Source organism: Paraburkholderia phenoliruptrix (assembly GCF_047325075.1).
Lineage (GTDB): Bacteria > Pseudomonadota > Gammaproteobacteria > Burkholderiales > Burkholderiaceae > Paraburkholderia > Paraburkholderia phenoliruptrix.
The window spans coordinates 697,145-721,434 of record NZ_CP168531.1; the positions used below are offsets into that span (position 1 = coordinate 697,145).

The 24,290-nt window shown below is 59.9% G+C and carries 33 protein-coding genes; all 33 read left to right on the forward strand.

Annotated features, from left to right (window positions below; translation table 11 throughout):
* Nucleotides 1–16: 16 nt before the first annotated feature.
* The 33 genes from rpoC to rpsD all read left to right on the forward strand — a co-directional run bounded on the left by rpoC (nt 17) and on the right by rpsD (nt 24,230).
* Nucleotides 17–4,255: a DNA-directed RNA polymerase subunit beta' gene (rpoC, locus tag ACEN8U_RS15145; RefSeq protein WP_013340745.1), complete on the forward strand. Its 4,239-nt coding sequence runs from the start codon at nt 17–19 to the stop codon at nt 4,253–4,255.
* A 227-nt stretch (nt 4,256–4,482) separates the two neighbouring features.
* On the forward strand, nt 4,483–6,330 hold the full coding sequence (gene recQ / locus ACEN8U_RS15150; RefSeq protein WP_013589836.1) for a DNA helicase RecQ: 1,848 nt from the start codon (nt 4,483–4,485) through the stop codon (nt 6,328–6,330).
* 243 nt (nt 6,331–6,573) lie between these two features.
* On the forward strand, nt 6,574–6,954 hold the full coding sequence (gene rpsL, locus ACEN8U_RS15155) for a 30S ribosomal protein S12 (RefSeq protein WP_006053290.1): 381 nt from the start codon (nt 6,574–6,576) through the stop codon (nt 6,952–6,954).
* A gap of 187 nt (nt 6,955–7,141) precedes the next feature.
* Nucleotides 7,142–7,612, forward strand: coding sequence for a 30S ribosomal protein S7 (gene rpsG / locus ACEN8U_RS15160; protein ID WP_006053291.1), 471 nt, complete (start codon nt 7,142–7,144; stop codon nt 7,610–7,612).
* Nucleotides 7,613–7,744: 132 nt separating this feature from the next.
* Nucleotides 7,745–9,847: an elongation factor G gene (gene fusA, locus ACEN8U_RS15165; protein ID WP_013589835.1), complete on the forward strand. Its 2,103-nt coding sequence runs from the start codon at nt 7,745–7,747 to the stop codon at nt 9,845–9,847.
* A 46-nt stretch (nt 9,848–9,893) separates the two neighbouring features.
* The gene (tuf, locus tag ACEN8U_RS15170) at nt 9,894–11,084 is read left to right on the forward strand and encodes an elongation factor Tu (protein WP_013340742.1); all 1,191 of its coding nucleotides are present in this window, start codon (nt 9,894–9,896) and stop codon (nt 11,082–11,084) included.
* Nucleotides 11,085–11,209: 125 nt separating this feature from the next.
* A complete protein-coding gene (gene rpsJ / locus ACEN8U_RS15175; protein WP_006998489.1) occupies nt 11,210–11,521 on the forward strand; it encodes a 30S ribosomal protein S10 in 312 nt (103 codons plus the stop codon).
* Between the two features lie 201 nt (nt 11,522–11,722).
* Nucleotides 11,723–12,382, forward strand: a complete 660-nt coding sequence (rplC, locus tag ACEN8U_RS15180) for a 50S ribosomal protein L3 (RefSeq protein WP_013340741.1) — start codon at nt 11,723–11,725, stop codon at nt 12,380–12,382.
* On the forward strand, nt 12,382–13,002 hold the full coding sequence (gene rplD / locus ACEN8U_RS15185; RefSeq protein WP_008923346.1) for a 50S ribosomal protein L4: 621 nt from the start codon (nt 12,382–12,384) through the stop codon (nt 13,000–13,002). The genes rplC and rplD overlap by 1 nt, the downstream gene beginning before the upstream one ends.
* Nucleotides 12,999–13,313, forward strand: coding sequence for a 50S ribosomal protein L23 (rplW, locus tag ACEN8U_RS15190; protein WP_007180135.1), 315 nt, complete (start codon nt 12,999–13,001; stop codon nt 13,311–13,313). Before rplD ends, rplW begins: the two co-directional genes overlap by 4 nt.
* A gap of 2 nt (nt 13,314–13,315) precedes the next feature.
* A complete protein-coding gene (rplB, locus tag ACEN8U_RS15195; RefSeq protein WP_013589834.1) occupies nt 13,316–14,143 on the forward strand; it encodes a 50S ribosomal protein L2 in 828 nt (275 codons plus the stop codon).
* Nucleotides 14,144–14,153: 10 nt separating this feature from the next.
* Nucleotides 14,154–14,429 (forward strand): 30S ribosomal protein S19, encoded by a 276-nt coding sequence (rpsS, locus tag ACEN8U_RS15200; protein ID WP_004199273.1) that lies wholly within the window; start codon nt 14,154–14,156, stop codon nt 14,427–14,429.
* A gap of 10 nt (nt 14,430–14,439) precedes the next feature.
* Nucleotides 14,440–14,769, forward strand: a complete 330-nt coding sequence (gene rplV / locus ACEN8U_RS15205; RefSeq protein ID WP_011490054.1) for a 50S ribosomal protein L22 — start codon at nt 14,440–14,442, stop codon at nt 14,767–14,769.
* 11 nt (nt 14,770–14,780) lie between these two features.
* Entirely contained in the window at nt 14,781–15,587 is an 807-nt protein-coding gene (gene rpsC, locus ACEN8U_RS15210) for a 30S ribosomal protein S3 (protein ID WP_012434570.1), read from the forward strand.
* A gap of 2 nt (nt 15,588–15,589) precedes the next feature.
* On the forward strand, nt 15,590–16,006 hold the full coding sequence (gene rplP, locus ACEN8U_RS15215; protein ID WP_013340739.1) for a 50S ribosomal protein L16: 417 nt from the start codon (nt 15,590–15,592) through the stop codon (nt 16,004–16,006).
* A gap of 10 nt (nt 16,007–16,016) precedes the next feature.
* Entirely contained in the window at nt 16,017–16,211 is a 195-nt protein-coding gene (gene rpmC / locus ACEN8U_RS15220; RefSeq protein ID WP_007180130.1) for a 50S ribosomal protein L29, read from the forward strand.
* Nucleotides 16,208–16,480, forward strand: coding sequence for a 30S ribosomal protein S17 (rpsQ, locus tag ACEN8U_RS15225; RefSeq protein ID WP_007180129.1), 273 nt, complete (start codon nt 16,208–16,210; stop codon nt 16,478–16,480). The genes rpmC and rpsQ overlap by 4 nt, the downstream gene beginning before the upstream one ends.
* Nucleotides 16,481–16,769: 289 nt before the next feature.
* Nucleotides 16,770–17,138, forward strand: a complete 369-nt coding sequence (gene rplN, locus ACEN8U_RS15230) for a 50S ribosomal protein L14 (RefSeq protein WP_006052212.1) — start codon at nt 16,770–16,772, stop codon at nt 17,136–17,138.
* 9 nt (nt 17,139–17,147) lie between these two features.
* On the forward strand, nt 17,148–17,456 hold the full coding sequence (rplX, locus tag ACEN8U_RS15235; protein WP_013589833.1) for a 50S ribosomal protein L24: 309 nt from the start codon (nt 17,148–17,150) through the stop codon (nt 17,454–17,456).
* A gap of 17 nt (nt 17,457–17,473) precedes the next feature.
* Nucleotides 17,474–18,013, forward strand: coding sequence for a 50S ribosomal protein L5 (rplE, locus tag ACEN8U_RS15240; RefSeq protein WP_008923339.1), 540 nt, complete (start codon nt 17,474–17,476; stop codon nt 18,011–18,013).
* A gap of 7 nt (nt 18,014–18,020) precedes the next feature.
* The gene (gene rpsN, locus ACEN8U_RS15245) at nt 18,021–18,326 is read left to right on the forward strand and encodes a 30S ribosomal protein S14 (protein WP_013340737.1); all 306 of its coding nucleotides are present in this window, start codon (nt 18,021–18,023) and stop codon (nt 18,324–18,326) included.
* A gap of 14 nt (nt 18,327–18,340) precedes the next feature.
* On the forward strand, nt 18,341–18,736 hold the full coding sequence (rpsH, locus tag ACEN8U_RS15250) for a 30S ribosomal protein S8 (protein ID WP_006052216.1): 396 nt from the start codon (nt 18,341–18,343) through the stop codon (nt 18,734–18,736).
* An 18-nt stretch (nt 18,737–18,754) separates the two neighbouring features.
* Nucleotides 18,755–19,285, forward strand: coding sequence for a 50S ribosomal protein L6 (rplF, locus tag ACEN8U_RS15255; protein ID WP_013589832.1), 531 nt, complete (start codon nt 18,755–18,757; stop codon nt 19,283–19,285).
* Nucleotides 19,286–19,297: 12 nt separating this feature from the next.
* Nucleotides 19,298–19,663, forward strand: coding sequence for a 50S ribosomal protein L18 (gene rplR, locus ACEN8U_RS15260; protein ID WP_006052218.1), 366 nt, complete (start codon nt 19,298–19,300; stop codon nt 19,661–19,663).
* 14 nt (nt 19,664–19,677) lie between these two features.
* Nucleotides 19,678–20,196 carry a 30S ribosomal protein S5 gene (rpsE, locus tag ACEN8U_RS15265; RefSeq protein WP_013340735.1) on the forward strand — a complete coding sequence of 173 codons (519 nt, stop codon included), beginning with the start codon at nt 19,678–19,680 and terminating at the stop codon, nt 20,194–20,196.
* Between the two features lie 10 nt (nt 20,197–20,206).
* Nucleotides 20,207–20,389, forward strand: coding sequence for a 50S ribosomal protein L30 (rpmD, locus tag ACEN8U_RS15270; protein WP_013340734.1), 183 nt, complete (start codon nt 20,207–20,209; stop codon nt 20,387–20,389).
* A 29-nt stretch (nt 20,390–20,418) separates the two neighbouring features.
* The gene (gene rplO / locus ACEN8U_RS15275; RefSeq protein ID WP_013589831.1) at nt 20,419–20,853 is read left to right on the forward strand and encodes a 50S ribosomal protein L15; all 435 of its coding nucleotides are present in this window, start codon (nt 20,419–20,421) and stop codon (nt 20,851–20,853) included.
* Nucleotides 20,854–20,899: 46 nt separating this feature from the next.
* Nucleotides 20,900–22,246 carry a preprotein translocase subunit SecY gene (gene secY, locus ACEN8U_RS15280; RefSeq protein WP_013340732.1) on the forward strand — a complete coding sequence of 449 codons (1,347 nt, stop codon included), beginning with the start codon at nt 20,900–20,902 and terminating at the stop codon, nt 22,244–22,246.
* An 8-nt stretch (nt 22,247–22,254) separates the two neighbouring features.
* Nucleotides 22,255–22,473 (forward strand): translation initiation factor IF-1, encoded by a 219-nt coding sequence (infA, locus tag ACEN8U_RS15285; RefSeq protein WP_004521905.1) that lies wholly within the window; start codon nt 22,255–22,257, stop codon nt 22,471–22,473.
* A gap of 20 nt (nt 22,474–22,493) precedes the next feature.
* Nucleotides 22,494–22,610, forward strand: coding sequence for a 50S ribosomal protein L36 (rpmJ, locus tag ACEN8U_RS15290; protein WP_004199844.1), 117 nt, complete (start codon nt 22,494–22,496; stop codon nt 22,608–22,610).
* Nucleotides 22,611–22,651: 41 nt separating this feature from the next.
* Nucleotides 22,652–23,017 carry a 30S ribosomal protein S13 gene (gene rpsM, locus ACEN8U_RS15295; RefSeq protein WP_013589830.1) on the forward strand — a complete coding sequence of 122 codons (366 nt, stop codon included), beginning with the start codon at nt 22,652–22,654 and terminating at the stop codon, nt 23,015–23,017.
* A gap of 28 nt (nt 23,018–23,045) precedes the next feature.
* Nucleotides 23,046–23,450, forward strand: a complete 405-nt coding sequence (gene rpsK, locus ACEN8U_RS15300; RefSeq protein WP_006052224.1) for a 30S ribosomal protein S11 — start codon at nt 23,046–23,048, stop codon at nt 23,448–23,450.
* Nucleotides 23,451–23,606: 156 nt separating this feature from the next.
* Nucleotides 23,607–24,230: a 30S ribosomal protein S4 gene (gene rpsD, locus ACEN8U_RS15305; RefSeq protein ID WP_013340731.1), complete on the forward strand. Its 624-nt coding sequence runs from the start codon at nt 23,607–23,609 to the stop codon at nt 24,228–24,230.
* The last annotated feature ends 60 nt before the right edge of the window (nt 24,231–24,290 follow it).

The following is a 24,290-nucleotide window of genomic DNA, read 5'->3' on the forward strand; positions in this document are numbered from 1 at the left end:
CTACTGGAGAGAAGCGATGAAAGCTTTGCTCGATCTATTCAAGCAAGTCCAACAACCTGAAGTTTTTGACGCAATCAAGATCGGTCTGGCCTCGCCGGACAAGATCCGTTCGTGGTCGTTCGGTGAAGTGAAGAAGCCGGAAACCATCAACTACCGGACGTTCAAGCCGGAGCGCGATGGTCTGTTCTGCGCGAAGATCTTCGGCCCGATCAAAGACTACGAATGCCTTTGCGGCAAGTACAAGCGCCTGAAGCATCGCGGCGTGATCTGCGAGAAGTGCGGCGTGGAAGTGACGCTCGCCAAGGTGCGTCGCGAACGGATGGGCCACATCGAACTGGCCTCGCCGGTTGCGCACATCTGGTTCCTGAAGTCGCTGCCGTCGCGTCTGGGCATGGTGCTCGACATGACGCTGCGCGACATCGAGCGCGTGCTGTACTTCGAAGCCTATGTGGTGATCGACCCGGGCATGACGCCGCTGAAAGCGCGCCAGATCATGACCGAAGAGGATTACTACAACAAGGTCGAAGAGTACGGTGACGAATTCCGTGCCGAGATGGGCGCGGAAGGCGTTCGCGAGCTGCTGCGCGCAATCAACATCGACGAACAGGTCGAACTGCTGCGCACCGAGCTCAAGAACACGGGCTCTGAAGCGAAGATCAAGAAGTACGCGAAGCGCCTGAAGGTGCTCGAGGCTTTCCAGCGTTCGGGCATCAAGCCTGACTGGATGGTGCTCGAAGTGCTGCCGGTGCTGCCGCCGGAACTGCGTCCGCTCGTGCCGCTCGACGGCGGCCGTTTCGCGACGTCGGACCTGAACGACCTGTATCGCCGCGTGATCAACCGTAACAACCGGTTGAAGCGTCTGCTCGAGCTGAAGGCGCCTGAAATCATCGTCCGCAACGAAAAGCGGATGCTGCAGGAAGCCGTCGACTCGCTGCTCGACAACGGTCGCCGCGGTAAGGCCATGACCGGCGCGAACAAGCGTCCGCTGAAGTCGCTCGCCGACATGATCAAGGGTAAGGGCGGCCGTTTCCGTCAGAACCTGCTCGGTAAGCGTGTGGACTACTCGGGCCGTTCGGTGATCGTGGTCGGCCCGACGCTCAAGCTGCATCAGTGCGGTCTGCCGAAGCTCATGGCGCTCGAACTGTTCAAGCCGTTCATCTTCAACAAGCTCGAAGTGATGGGTGTTGCAACCACCATCAAGGCTGCGAAGAAGGAAGTCGAGAACCAGACGCCGGTGGTGTGGGACATCCTCGAAGAGGTGATCCGCGAGCATCCGGTCATGCTGAACCGTGCGCCGACGCTGCACCGTCTCGGCATTCAGGCTTTCGAGCCGGTGCTGATCGAAGGCAAGGCAATCCAGCTGCACCCGCTCGTTTGCGCGGCGTTCAACGCCGACTTCGACGGTGACCAGATGGCTGTTCACGTGCCGCTGTCGCTCGAAGCGCAGATGGAAGCGCGCACGCTGATGCTGGCGTCGAACAACGTGCTGTTCCCGGCGAACGGCGATCCGTCGATCGTGCCGTCGCAGGATATCGTGCTGGGTCTGTACTACGCGACCCGTGAGGCCGTGAACGGCAAGGGCGAAGGCCTGTCGTTCACCGGCGTCTCGGAAGTGCTGCGTGCCTACGAGAACAAGGAAGTCGAGCTCGCGTCGCGCGTCAACGTGCGGATCACCGAAATGGTCCACAACGAAGACAAGTCGGAAGGTGCGCCGGCGTTCGTGCCGAAGGTCACGTTGTACGCAACGACCGTCGGCCGCGCAATCCTGTCGGAGATTCTGCCGCCGGGCCTGCCGTTCTCGGTGCTGAACAAGCCGCTGAAGAAGAAAGAAATCTCGCGTCTCATCAACACGGCGTTCCGCAAGTGCGGTCTGCGCGAAACGGTGATTTTCGCCGACCAGTTGATGCAGTCCGGTTTCCGTCTGGCAACGCGCGCGGGTATCTCGATCTGCGTGGACGACATGCTCGTGCCGCCGCAGAAGGAAACCATCGTCGGCGACGCCGCGAAGAAGGTGAAGGAATACGACCGTCAGTACATGTCGGGTCTCGTCACGTCGCAAGAGCGCTACAACAACGTGGTCGACATCTGGTCGGCAACGTCGGAAGCGGTCGGCAAGGCGATGATGGAGCAGCTGTCCACGGAACCGGTGATCGATCGCGACGGCAACGAAACGCGTCAGGAGTCGTTCAACTCCATCTACATGATGGCGGACTCGGGCGCGCGTGGTTCGGCGGTGCAGATTCGTCAGCTGGCCGGTATGCGCGGCCTGATGGCGAAGCCGGACGGCTCCATTATCGAGACGCCGATTACCGCGAACTTCCGCGAAGGTCTGAACGTGTTGCAGTACTTCATCTCGACCCACGGCGCACGTAAGGGTCTGGCTGATACGGCACTGAAGACGGCGAACTCCGGTTACCTGACGCGTCGTCTCGTCGACGTGACGCAGGATCTGGTGGTGGTCGAGGACGATTGCGGCACGTCGCAAGGCGTGGCCATGAAGGCGCTCGTCGAAGGCGGTGAAGTCGTCGAAGCACTGCGTGACCGTATTCTCGGTCGCGTGGCGGTGGCCGACGTCGTCAATCCGGAATCGCAGGAAACGCTGTACGAAGCGGGCACGTTGCTCGACGAAGACGCGGTCGAGGAAATCGAACGCCTCGGTATCGACGAAGTGCGCGTGCGTACGCCGCTCACCTGCGAAACGCGCTACGGTCTGTGCGCAGCCTGCTACGGCCGCGACCTGGGCCGCGGCTCGCTCGTGAACGTCGGTGAGGCGGTCGGTGTGATCGCCGCTCAGTCGATCGGTGAGCCGGGCACGCAGCTGACCATGCGTACGTTCCACATCGGTGGCGCGGCATCGCGTGCGGCAGTCGCTTCGTCGGTTGAAGCCAAGTCGAACGGTACGGTGCGTTTCACGTCCACGATGCGTTACGTCACCAACGCGAAGGGCGAGCAGATCGTCATTTCGCGTTCGGGCGAAGCCATGATCACCGACGACCACGGTCGCGAGCGCGAACGTCACAAGGTGCCGTACGGCGCGACGCTATTGCAACTGGACGGCGCGCAGATCAAGGCCGGCACGCAACTGGCGACGTGGGACCCGATGACGCGTCCGATCATCACCGAATACGGTGGCACGGTGAAGTTCGAAAACGTCGAGGAAGGCGTGACCGTGGCGAAGCAGATCGACGACGTGACGGGTCTGTCCACGCTGGTCGTGATCGACGTGAAGCGCCGCGGTTCGCAGGCGTCGAAGACGGTGCGTCCGCAGGTCAAGCTGCTCGACGCGAACGGCGAGGAAGTCAAGATCCCGAACACCGAGCACTCGGTGCAGATCGGCTTCCAGGTCGGCGCGCTGATCACCGTGAAGGACGGTCAGCAGGTGCAGGTGGGCGAAGTGCTCGCACGTATCCCGACCGAATCGCAGAAGACGCGTGACATTACCGGTGGTCTGCCGCGTGTGGCGGAACTGTTCGAAGCACGTTCGCCGAAGGACGCAGGTATCCTGGCGGAAGTCACGGGTACGACGTCGTTCGGTAAGGACACGAAGGGCAAGCAGCGTCTCGTTATCACGGACCTCGAGGGCAACCAGCACGAGTTCCTGATCGCGAAGGAAAAGCAGGTTCTGGTGCACGATGGTCAGGTCGTCAACAAGGGCGAAATGATCGTGGACGGGCCGGCCGATCCGCACGACATCCTGCGTCTGCAGGGCGTCGAGGCGCTGTCGCGTTACATCGTGGACGAAGTGCAGGACGTGTACCGTCTGCAAGGCGTGAAGATCAACGACAAGCACATTGAAGTGATTGTTCGTCAGATGCTGCGCCGCGTGCAGATCACGGACAACGGCGATACGCGCTTCATCCCGGGCGAACAGGTCGAGCGGTCGGATATGCTCGACGAAAACGACCGCATGATCGCGGAAGACAAGCGTCCGGCAACGTACGAAAACGTCTTGCTCGGTATCACGAAGGCGTCGCTGTCCACCGACTCGTTCATCTCCGCGGCGTCGTTCCAGGAAACGACCCGCGTGCTGACCGAAGCGGCGATCATGGGCAAACGCGACGACCTGCGCGGTCTGAAGGAAAACGTGATCGTCGGCCGTCTGATTCCGGCCGGTACGGGTCTCGCGTTCCACAAGGCGCGCAAGAGCAAGGAGCTGTCCGACCGCGAGCGTTTCGACCAGATCGCAGCGGAAGAGTCGTTCGAATTCGGCACGCCGGAAACCCCGGCCGCCGAACAGCAACACTCCGGCGAGTAAGCTCAGCGGGATGTCGGGGCGGCGCAAGCCGCCTCGGCTTACCCGCCAGCAAAGCCGCCCAGTTTCGACTGGGCGGCTTTTTTTTCGTGCGCCGCTTTTTTACTGGCCTTTTGCCCGCTTTTGCCGATTCGTAGGCCGAATGGCTAACGTTGTTGCAAAGCGCGGGCGTAACCCGAATGGGTTGGTAAAATTCCTGTCACCCGCTTTGCGCCGCTTCTCTCAAATTCATGTCCCGTCCGCTCGAAATCCTCAACGAAGTCTTTGGCTACCCCGCGTTCAGAGGACAACAAGGCGAAATTGTCGAGCACGTCGCCGGCGGCGGCGACTGTCTGGTGCTGATGCCGACGGGCGGCGGTAAATCGCTGTGTTATCAGATACCGTCGCTCGTGCGCCGCGAGCGCGGCTTTGGCACGGGCATCGTCGTCTCCCCGCTGATCGCGCTCATGCAGGATCAGGTGGCGGCGCTGACCGAAGTCGGCGTGCGCGCGGCGTACCTGAACTCCACGCTGTCGAGCGCCGAGGCCATGGCGACCGAGCGTGCGTTGCGCGACGGCGACATCGATCTCCTGTATGTCGCCCCGGAACGTTTGATGACGCCGCGCTTCCAGGAATTGCTGGAGCGCACGCGCATCGGCCTGTTTGCCATCGACGAGGCGCATTGCGTGTCGCAATGGGGGCACGACTTCCGGCCCGAATATATTCAGTTGTCGGTGTTGCACGAGCGCTTTCCCAATGTGCCGCGCATTGCACTGACGGCCACCGCGGACGCGATCACGCGCGACGAGATCATCCACCGTCTTGCGCTGGACGACGCGCGCATCTTCGTGTCCAGTTTCGACCGGCCGAATATTCGCTACCGGATTGTCGAAAAGGACAACGCGCGCACGCAGCTGCTCGACTTCATTCGCGCGGAGCACACGCGCGCGGACGGCACGACCGACGCCGGCGTCGTCTATTGCCTGTCGCGGCGCAAGGTCGAGGAAACGGCCGAGTGGCTGAAAGAAAAAGGCATGCGCGCGCTGCCGTATCACGCGGGCATGGAATTCGAGACGCGCCAGAAACACCAGGAAATGTTTCAGCGGGAGGAAGGCATCGTCATGTGCGCGACGATTGCGTTCGGCATGGGCATCGACAAGCCGGACGTGCGCTTTGTCGCTCACCTGGATTTGCCGAAGAGCGTCGAAGGCTATTACCAGGAAACGGGCCGGGCGGGGCGCGACGGCATGCCGTCCAACGCGTGGATGGCCTACGGGCTCGGCGACGTCGTCCAGCAGCGCAAAATGATCGACGAGTCCGACGCCGACGACGCGCACAAGCGCGTCCAGACGGGCAAGCTCGACGCGTTGCTCGGACTCTGCGAAGCGGCGACGTGCCGGCGCGTGCGACTTCTCGCGTACTTCGGCGAAGCGAGCAAGCCGTGCGGCAACTGCGACAACTGCCTTGAGCCGCCCGCCACGTGGGACGCGACGCGTGAGGCGCAGATGGCGCTTTCCTGTGTGTTCCGCGCGCAGCGGGCGAGCGGTTTCAATTTCGGCGCGGGCCATCTGATCGACATTTTGCGCGGCAATCGCAGCGAGAAAATCCTGCAGCGCGGTCATGAAAAGCTGACCACCTTCGGCATCGGCGCCGCGCTCGGCGAGCCGGAGTGGCGCGCGGTGTTTCGGCAGCTCGTGGCATTCGGCTACCTGACGGTCGATCACGAAGGCTTCGGCTCGCTCGTTCTCACCGAGGCGAGCAAGCCCGTGTTGAAAGGCGAGCAAAGCGTGACCATGCGCCGCTACGTGAAGCCCACCCGGACCCGCCAGTCGTCCGGGCGGACCAGTGAACGCGCGGATCCGACGCTCGGCATGGGTCCCCGCGAACGCGCACGCTGGGAGCGGCTGCGCGCGTGGCGCACGGAAACCGCGAAAAGCGACGGAGTGCCGGCGTATGTCATTTTCCACGACGCCACACTGGCCGAGATCGCGCGCAACGGCCCCGATTCTATCGAGGATCTGCGCGGCATTCCGGGCATGGGCGCGCGCAAGCTCGACCGTTTCGGCGAGGAACTGCTGGAAGTCGTCGCCGCAGATTAAGCCGGCCGCCGTCACCCGGCGAGGTGCGCAGGTCTGCGAAACATTGCAACCTGTTGACTCGCTTAGTGTTTTCGGAATACTATGCTAGGTTCCGGTTCTTGGGATGCTTGCGCGCGGGCGCTGTCCGTGTGTTCGTAGTCCAGATTTGATTCAAGCTGATTCAAGCCGGAAGTTCGATGCGCAGTCGTTTTCGCTTTGCCCGAAAACATATGCGTCGATTTTGTTCAATTTCAGGAATAAACAATGCCAACCATCAATCAACTGGTTCGCAAAGGCCGCACGTCGGAAACGACGAAGAGCAAGTCGCCGGCCCTGCAGGACTGCCCCCAGCGTCGCGGCGTGTGCACCCGTGTGTACACCACGACGCCGAAGAAGCCGAACTCGGCACTCCGTAAGGTTGCAAAGGTGCGCCTCACGAACGGCTTCGAAGTCATTTCGTACATCGGTGGTGAAGGCCACAACCTGCAGGAACACTCGGTCGTGCTGATTCGCGGCGGCCGTGTGAAGGACTTGCCGGGTGTGCGTTACCACATGGTTCGCGGCTCGCTGGATACCCAGGGGGTCAAGGATCGTAAGCAGGCTCGCTCGAAGTACGGTGCGAAGCGCGCCAAGGCCGGCAAGTAAGCAGTCGGTCAGCAGTTCAGGTCGCCTGCAAAGGCGGTATTAGCGGTGGTGCCGGAATCGCCGGTGCTGTCGAGTAAGTGGTCACCCGACCAGGCTGGTAAGTCGTCAGAGATGAATCGGGTTAGTTGGTGGCCGCGGGGCTAGATGGGTTCAACCCAGCTCCAACTGAAAAGTTAAAGGAAGAAACATGCCGCGTCGTCGCGAAGTCCCCAAGCGGGAAGTGTTGCCGGATCCGAAGTTCGGTAACGTTGATGTAGCTAAGTTCATGAACGTGCTGATGCTCTCCGGCAAGAAGTCGGTTGCCGAGCGCATCGTGTACGGCGCTTTCGAACAGATCCAGACCAAGGGTGGCAAGGACCCGCTGGAAGTGTTCACGGTAGCGCTCAACAACGTCAAGCCGGTGGTCGAAGTGAAGAGCCGCCGCGTTGGTGGTGCGAACTATCAGGTTCCGGTCGAAGTGCGCCCGTCGCGTCGTATGGCATTGGCGATGCGTTGGCTGCGTGAAGCCGCGAAGAAGCGCAGCGAGAAGTCGATGGCCCTGCGTCTGGCAGGTGAACTCTCCGAAGCGGCCGAAGGCCGTGGCGGCGCAATGAAGAAGCGCGACGAAGTTCACCGGATGGCAGAAGCCAACAAGGCGTTCTCGCACTTCCGTTTCTAAGCTTCCCGAACCCGGGTTAGCAGCAAAAACGGAAAGAAATTCCGGGCGGGTGCGCTTACAAAGCGCCTCGCCCGTTTGTGTTACAGCGCGATGGGTATTTCTCGCATCGCGTCATCCCCATAGAGGATCAAAGTGGCTCGCAAGACACCTATCGAGCGCTACCGTAACATCGGTATTAGCGCTCACATCGACGCCGGCAAAACGACGACGACCGAGCGCATCCTGTTCTACACCGGCGTGAACCACAAGATTGGTGAAGTGCACGACGGCGCCGCCACCATGGACTGGATGGAGCAGGAGCAGGAACGCGGCATCACGATTACGTCGGCTGCTACGACGGCGTTCTGGAAAGGCATGGCCGGCGACCGCGCCGAGCACCGCATCAACATCATCGACACCCCGGGCCACGTCGACTTCACGATTGAAGTCGAGCGCTCCATGCGCGTGCTCGACGGCGCCTGCATGGTCTACTGTGCAGTGGGCGGCGTGCAGCCGCAGTCGGAAACCGTGTGGCGTCAGGCTAACAAGTACAAGGTTCCCCGTCTCGCGTTCATCAACAAGATGGACCGTACCGGCGCGAACTTCTTCAAGGTTTACGACCAGCTGAAGCTGCGTCTGAAGGCCAACCCGGTTCCGGTCGTGGTGCCTATCGGCGCGGAAGAAAACTTCACGGGCGTCGTCGACCTGATGAAGATGAAGGCGATCATTTGGGACGACGCGTCCCAAGGCACCAAGTTCTCGTACGAAGACATCCCGGCTGAGCTGGTCGATTCGTGCAACGAATGGCGCGAAAAGATGATCGAAGCGGCCGCCGAGTCGAGCGAAGAGCTGATGAACAAGTACCTGGAAGAGGGCGAGCTCTCCGAAGCGGAAATCATCAAGGGCCTGCGCGACCGTACGATCGCTTGCGAAATCCAGCCGATGCTGTGCGGCACCGCGTTCAAGAACAAGGGCGTGCAGCGCATGCTCGACGCCGTTCTGGACTTCCTGCCGTCGCCGATCGACATTCCGCCGGTTACGGGCGAACTGGAAAGCGGTGAGAAGGCTGAGCGCCGCGCTGCCGACGACGAGAAGTTCTCGGCACTGGCATTCAAGATCATGACCGACCCGTTCGTCGGCCAGCTGATCTTCTTCCGTGTGTACTCGGGCGTCGTCAATTCGGGCGACACGGTGCTGAACGCGACCAAGGACAAGAAGGAACGTCTGGGCCGTATTCTGCAGATGCACGCGAACCAGCGCGAAGAAATCAAGGAAGTGCGCGCGGGCGACATCGCCGCAGCAGTCGGTCTGAAGGAAGCGACCACGGGCGACACGCTGTGCGATCCGCAAAACCCGATCGTGCTCGAGCGCATGATTTTCCCGGAGCCGGTGATTTCGCAGGCTGTCGAGCCGAAGACGAAGGCTGACCAGGAAAAGATGGGTCTGGCGCTGAATCGCCTGGCTCAGGAAGATCCGTCGTTCCGCGTTCAAACGGACGAAGAATCGGGTCAAACCATCATTTCGGGTATGGGCGAGCTCCACCTCGAAATTCTGGTCGACCGGATGAAGCGTGAATTCGGCGTGGAAGCCACGGTCGGCAAGCCGCAAGTGGCCTACCGCGAAACCATTCGCAGCACGGCGGCTGACGTCGACGGCAAGTTCGTCAAGCAGTCGGGCGGCCGCGGTCAGTATGGTCACGCAGTGATCACGCTGGAGCCGAACGAGCAGGGCAAGGGTTACGAGTTCCTCGACGAGATCAAGGGCGGCGTGATTCCGCGTGAATACATCCCGGCAGTCGACAAGGGTATCCAGGAAACGCTGAAGGCAGGCGTGCTGGCGGGCTTCCCGGTCGTTGACGTGAAGGTTCACCTGACGTTCGGTTCGTACCACGACGTCGACTCGAACGAAAATGCGTTCCGCATGGCCGGTTCGATGGCGTTCAAGGAAGCAATGCGCAAGGCAAACCCGGTCATCCTCGAACCGATGATGGCTGTGGAAGTCGAAACGCCGGAAGACTACATGGGCAACGTGATGGGCGACCTGTCGGGCCGTCGCGGTATCGTCCAGGGCATGGAAGACATGGTGGGCGGCGGCAAGATCGTTCGCGCCGAAGTGCCGCTGTCGGAAATGTTCGGCTACTCGACGTCGCTGCGTTCGCTGACCCAAGGTCGTGCAACGTACACGATGGAGTTCAAGCACTACGCTGAAGCACCGCGTAACGTGTCGGAAGCGATCATCAACGCCAAGTCGAAGTAATCGCGCGGCAAGTCATTAACGATTAACTTTTTGAAAGAAGAGAAACATGGCTAAAGGTAAGTTTGAGCGGACCAAGCCGCACGTGAACGTCGGCACGATCGGTCACGTTGACCACGGCAAGACCACGCTGACGGCAGCGATCACGACGGTTCTGACGCAGAAGTTTGGCGGCGAAGCGAAGGCATACGACCAGATCGACGCGGCGCCGGAAGAAAAGGCACGTGGCATCACGATCAACACCGCGCACGTCGAGTACGAAACGGCTAACCGCCACTACGCACACGTCGACTGCCCGGGCCACGCTGACTATGTGAAGAACATGATCACGGGCGCCGCGCAGATGGACGGCGCAATTCTCGTGTGCTCGGCCGCTGACGGCCCGATGCCGCAAACGCGTGAGCACATCCTGCTGGCGCGTCAGGTCGGTGTGCCGTACATCATCGTGTTCCTGAACAAGTGCGACATGGTGGACGACGCCGAGCTGCTGGAACTGGTCGAGATGGAAGTGCGCGAACTTCTGTCGAAGTACGACTTCCCGGGCGACGACACGCCGATCATCAAGGGTTCGGCCAAGCTGGCGCTGGAAGGCGACAAGGGCGAGCTGGGCGAAGTGGCGATCATGAACCTGGCCGACGCGCTGGACACGTACATCCCGACGCCGGAGCGCGCTGTGGACGGCACGTTCCTGATGCCGGTGGAAGACGTGTTCTCGATCTCGGGTCGCGGCACGGTGGTGACGGGTCGCGTTGAGCGCGGCGTCATCAAGGTCGGCGAGGAAATCGAAATCGTCGGTATCAAGCCGACGGTGAAGACGACCTGCACGGGCGTGGAAATGTTCCGCAAGCTGCTGGACCAGGGTCAGGCGGGCGACAACGTGGGTATCCTGCTGCGCGGCACGAAGCGCGAAGACGTGGAGCGTGGCCAGGTGCTGGCCAAGCCGGGTTCGATCAACCCGCACACGCACTTCACGGCTGAAGTGTACGTGCTGAGCAAGGACGAAGGCGGCCGTCACACGCCGTTCTTCAACAACTACCGTCCGCAGTTCTACTTCCGTACGACGGACGTGACGGGCTCGATCGAGCTGCCGAAGGACAAGGAAATGGTCATGCCGGGCGACAACGTGTCGATCACGGTGAAGCTGATCAACCCGATCGCGATGGAAGAAGGTCTGCGCTTCGCTATCCGCGAAGGCGGCCGTACCGTCGGCGCAGGTGTCGTTGCCAAGATTCTCGAGTAAAATCGCGGATTCACTTGCAGTAAGTGGTGCCCGGAGCCGGGCGCCCGCCCCAAGTGGGCATCCGGCTCTACGTTCTTTTACTATCTGGCGGCGCAATACCGCCTCGCTCTTTCCAAGGAATTGTCATGCAGAACCAGAAAATCCGTATTCGCCTGAAGGCTTTCGACTATCGCCTGATCGACCAGTCGGCTGCTGAAATCGTCGACACGGCGAAGCGGACTGGCGCAATCGTTCGTGGCCCGGTACCCCTGCCCACCCGTATTCAACGCTTCGACATCCTGCGTTCGCCGCACGTCAACAAGACGTCGCGCGATCAGCTCGAAATCCGTACGCATCAGCGTCTGATGGACATCGTCGATCCGACGGACAAGACCGTCGACGCGCTGATGAAGCTCGACCTGCCGGCTGGCGTGGACGTCGAAATCAAGCTGCAATAAGGCTCCCAGCCGTTGCCGAGCCTGATCGGCAACGCTAAGTCTTTGATTGCTTGCAGAAAACGAAAAGCCTCGCTATAATGCAAGGCTTTTCGCGCATTTGCGCAAAAAAGTCGGTGTGCTGCAGCGTGGTTTCACGCCCGAAACGGCACCGGCATTTTGTAAATTAGCCCCGACCAATCGCAGTCGGGAATGGAGAAAACGATGAGCCTTGGACTCGTAGGTCGCAAGGTTGGCATGACCCGTATCTTCACGGCTGAAGGGGATTCGATTCCCGTTACCGTGCTGGACGTGTCCGACAACCGCGTGACGCAGATCAAGACTGTTGAAACCGACGGCTACACCGCCGTGCAGGTTGCATTCGGTACGCGCCGTGCATCGCGCGTGACGAAGCCGTTGGCCGGTCATCTCGCCAAAGCCGGCGTTCAAGCCGGTGAAATCCTCAAAGAATTCCAGATCGACGCCGCTAAGGCAGCCGAGTTGTCGAACGGCGCCGTGGTCGGTCCCGACCTGTTCGAAGTGGGCCAGAAGGTCGACGTGCAAGGCGTGTCGATCGGTAAGGGCTACGCCGGTACCATCAAGCGTTACAATTTCGCATCCGGCCGTGCATCGCACGGTAACTCGCGCTCGCACAACGTGCCGGGTTCGATCGGTATGGCGCAGGATCCGGGTCGTGTTTTCCCGGGTAAGCGCATGACCGGTCACATGGGTGACGAAACGGTAACGGTGCAAAACCTCGAAATCGCTCGTATCGACGCTGACCGCAAGCTGTTGCTGGTCAAGGGCGCCGTTCCGGGTGCGAAGGGTGGCAAGGTATTCGTTACGCCGGCCGTGAAGACGCGTGCCGTGAAAGGAGCGAAATAATGGAACTTAAGCTCCTGAATGCCAATGGTCAGGAAGGTGCAGGCGTTAGCGCGTCGGACGTCGTGTTCGGCCGTGACTACAACGAAGCCCTGATTCACCAGGTCGTGGTGGCGTATCAAGCGAATGCCCGCAGCGGCAACCGCGCGCAGAAGGACCGTGAGCAAGTCAAGCACACGACCAAGAAGCCGTGGCGCCAGAAGGGTACGGGCCGCGCCCGTGCCGGTATGTCGTCGAGCCCGTTGTGGCGCGGCGGTGGCCGGATCTTCCCGAATTCGCCGGAAGAAAACTTTTCGCACAAGGTCAACAAGAAGATGCATCGCGCAGGTCTCTGCTCGATCTTCTCGCAGCTGGCCCGCGAAGGCCGCATCTCGGTGGTCGACGAGCTGACGCTCGAAGCACCGAAGACCAAGCTGCTGGCCGAAAAATTCAAGGCGATGGGTCTCGACTCCGTGCTGGTGATTACCGACACGGTTGACGAAAACCTGTACCTCGCGTCGCGCAACCTCGCCCACGTGGCGGTTGTCGAGCCGCGTTACGCCGACCCGCTGTCGCTGATCTACTTCAAGAAGGTCCTGATCACGAAGGCTGCGGTCGCCCAGATCGAGGAGTTGCTGTCATGAGCGAGATTCGCAAAAACGATCATCGTTTGATGCAGGTCCTGCTCGCGCCGGTGATCTCCGAAAAGGCGACGCTGGTGGCCGACAAGAACGAGCAAGTCGTGTTCGAAGTCGCGCCCGATGCCACGAAGCAGGAAGTGAAAGCTGCAGTCGAGCTGCTGTTCAAGGTGGAAGTCAATTCCGTCAACGTGCTGGTCTCGAAGGGCAAAGCCAAGCGCTTTGGCCGCTTCATGGGCAAGCGCAAGGACGTGAAGAAGGCGTACGTCTGCCTGAAGCCCGGCCAGGAAATCAACTTTGAAGCGGAGGCCAAGTAATCATGGCAATCGTTAAAGTTAAGCCGACTTCGCCGGGTCGCCGCGCGATGGTGAAGGTGGTCAACAAGGAACTGCACAAGGGCAAGCCGTTCGCTGCGCTGCTCGACACGCAATCCTCGACCGCCGGCCGTAACAACAACGGTCACATCACCACGCGTCATAAGGGCGGTGGTCATAAGCACCACTATCGCGTCGTCGATTTCCGTCGCACGAAAGATGGCATTCCGGCCAAGGTCGAACGTCTCGAGTACGATCCGAACCGTAGCGCGAACATCGCGCTGGTTCTGTACGCCGACGGCGAGCGCCGCTACATCATTGCTCCGAAGGGTGTCACCGTCGGTCAGCAACTGATGTCGGGTTCGGAAGCGCCGATCCGCGCAGGTAACACGCTCCCGATCCGCAACATTCCGGTCGGTACGACGATCCACTGCATCGAAATGCTGCCGGGCAAGGGCGCGCAAATGGCGCGTTCGGCTGGCACGTCGGCCATGCTGCTGGCTCGTGAAGGCATCTACGCACAGGTCCGCCTGCGCTCGGGTGAAATCCGCCGCGTCCACGTTGAGTGCCGCGCGACGATCGGTGAAGTTGGCAACGAAGAGCACAGCCTCCGTCAAATCGGTAAGGCTGGCGCGAACCGCTGGCGCGGTATCCGCCCGACGGTGCGCGGCGTTGCAATGAACCCGGTCGATCACCCGCACGGTGGTGGTGAAGGCAAGACGGCTGCAGGTCGCGATCCGGTGAGCCCGTGGGGCACGCCTGCTAAGGGTTATCGCACTCGCAGCAACAAGCGCACGACGAGCATGATCGTCCAGCGCCGTCACAAGCGTTAAGGAGTAGGCAATGGCACGTTCTGTAAAAAAAGGTCCGTTCTGCGACGCCCATTTGCTGAAGAAAGTTGAGGCGGCAGCAGCTTCGCGGGATAAGAAGCCGATCAAAACCTGGTCGCGTCGCTCGACGATCCTCCCGGATTTCATCGGTCTGACGATCGCCGTTCACAACGGCCGTCAACACGTTCCGGTGTACATCTCGGAAAACATGGTCGGCCACAAGCTTGGCGAGTTCGCACTGACCCGTACGTTCAAGGGTCATGCAGCCGACAAGAAGGCTAAGAAATAAGGGGCTCAAGATGGAAGTGAAAGCAATTCATCGCGGTGCCCGCATCTCGGCGCAGAAAACGCGCCTTGTGGCTGACCAGATCCGCGGTTTGCCGGTCGACAAGGCGCTGAACGTTCTGACGTTCTCGCCGAAGAAGGCTGCGGGAATCGTGAAAAAGGTCGTGCTGTCGGCGATCGCGAATGCGGAGCACAACGAAGGCGCCGATATCGATGAGCTCAAGATTACGAGCATTTACATCGACAAGGCTGCGTCGCTCAAGCGTTTCACCGCGCGCGCTAAAGGCCGCGGTAACCGCATCGAGAAGCAATCCTGTCACATCACTGTGACGGTCGGGAATTAAGGGGTCATACGATGGGACAGAAAATTCATCCGACTGGCTTCCGTTTGGCCGTCAGCCGCAATTGGGCTTCGCGTTGGTACGCGAACAACAACAATTTCGCGGCGATGTTGCAGGAAGACATCGGTGTTCGTGAATACCTGAAGAAGAAGCTGAAGAACGCGTCCGTCGGCCGCGTGGTGATCGAGCGTCCTGCAAAGAACGCGCGTATCACGATTTTCAGCTCGCGTCCGGGTGTCGTGATCGGCAAGAAGGGTGAAGACATCGAACTGCTGAAGTCCGAGCTGCAAAAGCGCATGGGCGTTCCGGTTCACGTCAACATCGAAGAAATTCGCAAGCCGGAAACCGACGCGCAACTGATCGCCGATTCGATCACGCAACAGCTCGAGCGCCGGATCATGTTCCGCCGCGCGATGAAGCGTGCAATGCAAAACGCGATGCGTCTGGGTGCTCAAGGCATCAAGATCATGAGCGCTGGCCGTCTGAACGGTATCGAAATCGCACGTACGGAATGGTATCGCGAAGGTCGCGTGCCGCTTCATACGCTGCGTGCGGATATCGACTACGCGACTTCGGAAGCGAAGACGACGTACGGCATCATCGGCGTGAAGGTGTGGGTCTACAAGGGCGACACGCTCGGCCGTAACGACGCACCGGTGGTTGAAGAAGTCGCCGAAGAAAAGCGTCCGCGCCGCAACGCACGTCCGGGTGGCGATCGCCGTCCGCGTCGCGATGGTGAAGGTGGTGGCCCGGCAGGTGCACGCCGTGGCGCTCCTCGTCGTGCTGGCGGTGCCGGCGGCGACGGGAAGACTGGAGAATAACGATGCTGCAACCGAAACGCAGAAAGTATCGCAAAGAGCAGAAGGGTCGTAACACCGGCGTCGCCACCCGCGGTAACGCGGTGTCGTTCGGTGAATTCGGCCTGAAGGCTATCGGTCGTGGTCGCCTGACCGCGCGCCAGATTGAAGCGGCACGTCGTGCAATGACGCGTCACATCAAGCGTGGTGGCCGCATCTGGATCCGCATCTTCCCGGACAAGCCGATCTCGCACAAGCCGGCGGAAGTGCGTATGGGTAACGGTAAGGGTAACCCTGAGTACTACGTCGCAGAGATTCAACCGGGCAAGATGCTGTACGAAATGGACGGCGTAACCGAAGAGCTGGCACGCGAAGCGTTCCGTCTGGCTGCAGCCAAGCTGCCGCTGAAGACGACCTTCATCGTGCGTCAGCTCGGCGCCTAAGGAGCAAATGATGAAGGCTTCCGAACTTCACCAGAAAGATCAGGCCGCGCTCAACAAGGAGCTGTCGGACCTGCTGAAGGCGCAATTCGGCCTGCGCATGCAACTCGCGACCCAGCAGCTCACGAACACGAGCCAGCTGAAGAAGGTTCGTCGCGACATCGCACGTGTGCGGACCGTCCTGACTGAGAAGGCGAACCAGAAATGAACGATAGCGTAAAAACCTCGCTCAAGCGGACGCTGGTCGGCAAGGTCGTCAGCAACAAGATGGACAAGACGGTCACCGTGCTGGTCGAGCACCGCGTGAAGCACCCGATCTACGGCAAGTACGTTGTGCGCTCGAAGAAGTACCACGCGCACGACGACGCGAACACGTACAACGAGGGCGACCTCGTTGAAATCCAGGAAACTCGTCCGATTTCGAAGACGAAGGCTTGGGTTGTGGCTCGCCTGGTCGAGGCTGCTCGCGTCATCTGACGCCGCAAAGCAGTAGAAGTTGTTGAAATCGCAGTAGATTTCGCTTGCAAGACCGAGATTATTTGTTATAATCTCGGTCTTCCCTCTTTGTGGGAGCCCCGTCGCGGGCGAAGTTGGTGGGGGAAGCGGTTCAGGCGCCAGCCTGTCCCGAAGGATTCACCGGATTGCGATGGCGGGTTTCGTTTGCCGTCGCTGCTGTTCTAACCCAAGCAGCCGATTGGCTGACGGGACCAAGACTGACCGGGTACGCCATGGTGGTGTGACCGGATTAAGTTGGGAAAGATAAACCATGATCCAGACCGAAACTCGGCTTGAAGTGGCCGACAACACGGGTGCGCGTGAAGTCATGTGCATCAAGGTGCTCGGCGGCTCGAAGCGTCGTTATGCCAGCATTGGCGACATCATCAAGGTGACCGTCAAAGAAGCAACGCCGCGCGGGCGCGTGAAGAAAGGCGAAATTTATAACGCCGTGGTGGTTCGCACCGCCAAGGGCGTGCGCCGTCAGGACGGCTCGCTGATCAAGTTCGACGGCAACGCCGCAGTGTTGTTGAATGCCAAGCTCGAACCTATTGGCACCCGTATTTTCGGGCCTGTCACGCGCGAGTTGCGCAGCGAACGATTCATGAAGATCGTTTCGTTGGCACCTGAAGTGCTGTAAGGAGTCGCGATGAACAAGATTCGCAAAGGTGACGAAGTTATCGTCATCACCGGCAAAGATAAAGGCAAGCGCGGCGTCGTGCTGTCCGTTGGCGATGGCAAGGTCACTGTCGAGGGCATCAACCTCGTCAAGAAGCACGTCAAGCCGAACCCGATGAAGGGTACGACGGGTGGCGTGGAAGCCAAGACGATGCCGCTGCAAATTTCGAACGTCGCATTGGTCGACGCGAATGGCAAGGCGTCGCGTGTAGGCATCAAGGTCGAAGGAGACAAGAAGGTCCGTTTCCTGAAGACGACCGGTGCCGTGCTGAGCGCCTGACGCTGCGGAGTAAAAAAATGGCTCGTTTGCAAGAGTTTTACAAAGAAAAGGTTGTACCCGGCCTCATCGAGAAGTTCGGTTACAAGTCTGTGATGGAAGTGCCGCGCATCACCAAGATCACCCTGAACATGGGCCTTGGCGAAGCGGTTGCTGACAAGAAGATCATCGAAAACGCTGTGGGCGATCTGACCAAGATCGCAGGTCAGAAGCCGGTGATCACGAAGGCGCGCAAGGCAATTGCCGGCTTCAAGATCCGTCAGGGCTATCCGATCGGTGCAATGGTCACGTTGCGTGGCCAGGCTATGTACGAATTCCTCGACCGTTTCGTGACGGTGGCGCTCCCGCGTGTGCGCGACTTCCGTGGCGTGTCGGGCAAGGCGTTCGACGGTCGCGGCAACTACAACATCGGTGTGAAAGAGCAGATCATTTTCCCCGAAATCGATTACGACAAGATCGACGCACTGCGTGGGCTGAACATCAGCATCACGACGACTGCGAAGACCGACGACGAAGCAAAGGCTCTGCTCGCCAGCTTCAAGTTCCCGTTCAGAAACTGAGGTTACCGTGGCTAAACTGGCACTGATCGAACGTGAAAAGAAGCGTGCTCGCCTCGCTGCTAAGTACGCTCCCAAGCGTGCAGAGTTGAAGGCGATCATTAGCGATATGAGCAAGTCGGACGAAGAGCATTACGCAGCACGTCTGGAACTGCAACAACTGCCGCGCAACTCTAACCCGACCCGTAAGCGCAACCGTTGCGCAATTACCGGTCGTCCGCGCGGTACGTTCCGTAAATTCGGGCTGGCGCGTAACAAGATTCGCGAAATCGCGTTCCGCGGCGAGATCCCTGGCCTGACCAAGGCGAGCTGGTAATAGGAGAAACATAAATGAGCATGAGTGATCCTATCGCCGATATGCTGACTCGCATCCGCAACGCGCAGATGGTTGAGAAAGTCTCGGTGACTATGCCCTCGTCGAAAGTCAAGGTTGCGATTGCGCAGGTCCTGAAGGACGAAGGTTATATCGACGATTTCGCAGTGAAGTCCGAAGGTGCGAAGTCTGAATTGAACATCGTGTTGAAGTACTACGCTGGCCGTCCGGTCATCGAGCGCATTGAGCGCGTCTCGAAGCCTGGTCTGCGTGTGTACCGCGGCCGTAACGACATCCCCGTGGTCATGAATGGCCTCGGCGTGGCAATCGTGTCGACGCCGAAGGGCGTGATGACGGACCGCAAGGCGCGCGCAACGGGCGTTGGCGGCGAAGTCATCTGCTACGTCGCTTAAGGCCGAAAGGAGAGAAACATGTCTCGAGTAGGTAAGAGCCCGATCGCGCTGCAAGGCGCAGAAGTGGCCCTGAGCGATGATCGCATCACCGTCAAGGGCCCGCTGGGTACGATTACGCAGGCGGCAAACCGCCTCGTGAAAGTGGTGAACGACAACGGCATTCTGAAGATCGAGCCGGTTGACGAAAGCCGCGAAGCGAATGCGATGTCGGGCACGATGCGCGCACTGGTTGCGAACATGGTGAACGGCGTGACGAAGGGTTTCGAGCGCAAGCTGACGCTGGTTGGCGTCGGTTATCGCGCACAGGCGCAAGGCGACAAGCTGAACCTGTCGCTGGGTTTCTCGCACCCCGTGGTGCACCAGATGCCGGAAGGCGTGAAGGCTGAAACCCCGTCGCAAACCGAAATCGTGATCAAGGGGATCGACAAGCAGAAAGTTGGCCAGGTCGCTGCAGAAGTGCGCGGCTACCGCCCGCCGGAGCCCTACAAGGGCAAGGGTGTGCGCTACGCTGACGAGGTCGTGATCCTCAAAGAAACGAAGAAGAAGTAAGGGTGCGCAATCATGGATAAGACTCAATCTCGCCTGCGCCGCGCTCGTCAGACGCGTATCAAGATCGCTGAGCTGCAGGTCGCGCGTCTCGCCGTGCATCGCACGAACACGCACATCTATGCGCAAGTGTTCTCGCCGTGCGGCACCAAGGTGCTCGCCAGCGCGTCGACGCTCGAGGCCGAAGTGCGTGCGCAACTGGCTGATCAAACGGGCAAGGGCGGTAACGTCGCCGCTGCCACGCTGATCGGCAAGCGCATCGCAGAAAAGGCTAAGGCTGCCGGCATCGAATCCGTCGCCTTCGACCGTTCGGGTTTCCGTTACCACGGCCGCGTGAAAGCGCTGGCTGATGCGGCGCGCGAAGCCGGACTCAAGTTCTAAGGGAAGAATTCGTCATGGCAAAGATGCAAGCGAAAGTTCAGGCTGACGAACGCGACGACGGCCTGCGCGAAAAGATGATTTCGGTCAACCGCGTGACCAAGGTTGTGAAGGGTGGCCGTATTCTCGGCTTCGCCGCACTGACCGTGGTTGGCGACGGTGATGGCCGCGTCGGTATGGGCAAGGGCAAGGCGAAGGAAGTGCCGGTTGCTGTCCAGAAGGCGATGGAACAAGCCCGCCGCAACATGTTCAAGGTGCCGCTGAAGAACGGTACCCTGCAACACGAAGTGCACGGCAAGCATGGCGCATCGATGGTCCTCCTCGCTCCGGCGAAGGATGGTACCGGTGTGATCGCCGGCGGCCCGATGCGCGCAGTGTTCGACGTGATGGGCGTGCAGAACGTTGTGGCCAAGAGCCACGGCTCGACGAACCCGTACAACCTCGTTCGTGCAACGCTCGACGGTCTGCGCAAGCAGTCCACGCCGAGCGATATCGCGGCGAAGCGCGGCAAGTCCGTCGAAGATATTCTGGGCTAAGGTGGACACCATGTCTGAAAAAACTGTCAAGGTCCAGCTCGTCAAGAGCCTGATCGGCACCCGTGATACGCACCGTGCAACGGTGCGTGGCCTGGGCCTGCGCCGACTCAACTCGGTCAGCGAGTTGCAGGACACGCCGGCCGTGCGCGGCATGATCAACAAGGTTTCGTACCTCGTTAAGGTCATCAGCTAAGCGGCTGACCAGGACTCAAGGAGTTGATAATGGAATTGAATAACCTGAAGCCGGCTGAAGGCGCGAAGCATGCAAAGCGTCGCGTGGGTCGCGGCATCGGCTCCGGCCTCGGCAAGACCGCTGGCCGTGGTCACAAGGGTCAGAAGTCGCGTTCGGGCGGCTTTCACAAGGTTGGCTTCGAAGGCGGTCAAATGCCGCTGCAACGTCGCCTGCCGAAGCGAGGCTTCACCTCGCTGACGAAGGAATTCGTCGGTGAAGTGCGTCTCGGCGATCTGGAAAAGCTGCCGGTCGACGAAATCGATCTGTTGGCTCTGAAGCAGGCTGGCCTGGTGGGCGAGCTGATCAAGAGCGCCAAGATCATCGCGACGGGCGAGCTGAAGCGCAAGATCGTTGTGAAGGGTCTGAGTGCGACGAAGGGTGCGCGCGCTGCGATCGAAGCAGCCGGCGGCTCTTTCGCCGAGTAACGCGCAAGTTATTTGCCGTCACTAGCTTTTGCATCGGAGAAGGTACTTGGCTAACAGCCCGAGTCTCGCAAAACCCGGTCGCAGCGCGGCGAAGTTCGGCGATCTGCGTCGGCGGGCAGTGTTCCTGCTGCTGGCGCTGATCGTCTACCGTATCGGCGCGCACATTCCGGTGCCGGGTATCGACCCGGACCAGCTGGCGAAGTTGTTCCAAAGCCAGTCGGGCGGCATCCTTGGCATGTTCAACATGTTTTCGGGTGGCGCACTTTCGCGGTTCACGATTTTCGCGCTCGGGATCATGCCGTACATCTCGGCGTCGATCATCATGCAGTTGCTGGCAATTGTCTCGCCGCAGCTGGAAGCGCTGAAGAAGGAAGGGCAGGCGGGGCAGCGGAAGATCACGCAATACACGCGAATCTTCACGGTTCTGCTGGCGACGTTCCAGGCATTCGGCATCGCCGTGGCTCTGGAGAATCAGCCGGCTCTGGTGATCGATCCGGGCATGGTGTTTCGGTTGACGACGGTCGTGACGCTGGTGACGGGCACGATGTTCCTGATGTGGCTGGGTGAGCAGATCACGGAGCGCGGACTTGGCAACGGTATTTCGATCATCATTTTCGGCGGTATTGCGGCGGGTTTCCCGAACGCAATCGGTGGTCTTTTCGAACTGGTGCGAACCGGCTCGATGAGCATCATCTCGGCGATTATCGTCGTCGCGCTGATCGCAGCCGTGACCTATCTGGTGGTGTTCATCGAACGCGGCCAGCGCAAGATTCTCGTGAATTATGCGAAGCGGCAAGTCGGTAACAAGATTTACGGCGGTCAATCCTCGCATTTGCCGCTGAAGTTGAACATGTCGGGTGTGATTCCGCCGATCTTCGCATCGTCGATCATTCTCTTCCCGGCAACCATCCTGAACTGGTTCAGTTCGGGATCGCGCACCAGCTGGTTCGCAGACACGCTGCACAATGTGGCCGAAGCCCTCAAGCCCGGTCAACCGGTGTACGTGTTGCTGTACGCGTTGGCGATCGTGTTCTTCTGCTTCTTCTACACCGCACTGGTGTTCAACAGCAGAGAGACGGCCGACAACCTGAAAAAGAGTGGCGCTTTCGTTCCTGGCATCCGCCCGGGCGATCAAACGGCGCGATACATCGACCGCATCCTCACGCGTCTGACGCTGGCCGGTGCGATCTACATCGTGTTTGTTTGCCTGCTGCCCGAGTTTCTGGTGCTGCGCTGGAACGTGCCGTTTTATTTTGGTGGAACGTCGCTGCTGATCATTGTCGTCGTCACAATGGATTTCATGGCGCAGGTGCAGTCGTACGTTATGTCGCAACAGTATGAATCGCTGCTGAAGAAAGCTAATTTCAAAGGCGGCGGCGTCCCGATGCGTTGAAAGGACTTATGGCCAAAGACGATGTTATCCAGATGCAGGGTGAAGTCATCGAAAACCTGCCTAACGCTACCTTCAGGGTGAAGCTGGAAAACGGCCATGTCGTATTGGGACACATATCCGGCAAGATGCGGATGCATTACATCCGGATCCTGCCGGGCGACAAGGTGACGGTTGAATTGACGCCTTACGATCTGTCGCGTGCGCGGATCGTGTTCCGGGCGAAGTGATTTGAAAAAAGGGTAATATCATGAAAGTGATGGCATCGGTTAAGCGCATTTGCCGCAATTGCAAGATCATCAAGCGCAAAGGCGTTGTGCGCGTGATTTGCAGCTCTGATCCGCGCCACAAACAGCGTCAAGGCTGAACGCCGCGCTTTTGCTTGCGCTTTTTGTTTGAGGAAAAACAATGGCTCGTATCGCAGGGGTTAACATCCCGAACCACCAGCACACTGAAATCGGCCTGACGGCTATTTACGGTGTAGGCCGCACGCGCTCGCGCGACATTTGCGTCGCTGCTGGTGTGGCATTTTCGAAGAAGGTCAAAGACCTGACTGACGCAGACCTCGAAAAGCTGCGTGAAGAAGTCGGCAAGTTCATCGTTGAAGGCGATCTGCGCCGTGAAACGACGATGAACATCAAGCGCCTGATGGATCTCGGCTGCTACCGTGGTGTGCGGCATCGTAAGGGCTTGCCCCTGCGCGGCCAACGCACGCGTACGAATGCCCGTACGCGCAAGGGTCCGCGTCGTGCAGCGCAATCGCTGAAGAAGTAAGCGGAACTGACAGTTACAGGAAAACGTAATGGCTAAGGCTTCGAACAACTCCGCGGCGCAACGCGTTCGCAAGAAGGTCAAGAAGAACGTCGCCGAGGGCGTGGTTCACGTTCACGCGTCGTTCAACAACACCATCATCACGATTACCGATCGTCAAGGCAATGCACTTGCCTGGGCAACGTCGGGTGGTCAGGGCTTCAAGGGCTCGCGTAAATCGACCCCGTTTGCAGCTCAGGTGGCAGCCGAATCGGCTGGCCGCGTGGCGATGGAATACGGCGTGAAGAACCTCGAAGTGCGGATCAAGGGCCCCGGTCCTGGCCGTGAGTCGGCGGTGCGCGCGTTGCATGGTCTTGGCATCAAGATCACCGCGATCTCCGACGTGACCCCGGTTCCGCACAACGGCTGCCGTCCGCCGAAGCGTCGTCGTATCTAAGACGCTGTTTTCGCTTGCGCCTGTTGCCGCCGGATCAAGTAGCCGGCGAAACAGGCTGCTTGCGCTATTGAATTGACTAAGCCCACCGTTCGACCCAAAGGGTTCGGACTAGCGCGAGTGCACGCATTCGCGTGACTAATCAACGAAGGAATCAACGTGGCACGTTATATCGGCCCTAAGGCCAAGCTGTCCCGCCGTGAAGGCACCGACCTCTTCCTGAAGAGCGCCCGTCGTTCGCTCGCTGACAAGTGCAAGCTTGACAGCAAGCCCGGCCAACATGGCCGCACCTCGGGCGCACGTACGTCCGACTACGGCACGCAGCTGCGCGAAAAGCAAAAAGTGAAGCGCATCTACGGCGTGCTGGAGCGTCAATTCCGCCGTTACTTCGCTGAAGCCGACCGTCTGAAGGGCAACACGGGTGAAAACCTGCTGCAATTGCTCGAGTCGCGTCTGGACAACGTCGTGTATCGCATGGGCTTCGGCTCGACGCGCGCTGAAGCACGTCAGCTGGTGAGCCACAAGGCGATCATGGTGAACGGCGTCGTCTCGAACATCCCGTCGATGCAAGTGAAGGCAGGCGACGTTGTCGCCGTGCGCGAACAATCGAAGAAGCAAGCGCGTATTCTCGAAGCGCTGTCGCTGGCTGAGCAAGGCGGCATGCCGAGCTGGGTCTCGGTCGATTCGAAGAAGTTCGAAGGCACGTTCAAGCAGAAGCCGGAACGCAGCGACATCGCTGGCGACATCAACGAAAGCCTGATCGTCGAATTGTATTCGCGGTAATCGGATTAGCGGCCGGGGCACCCCGTTGCGTTGCGCAAGGGGGCGTCTCGGCTGTTTATT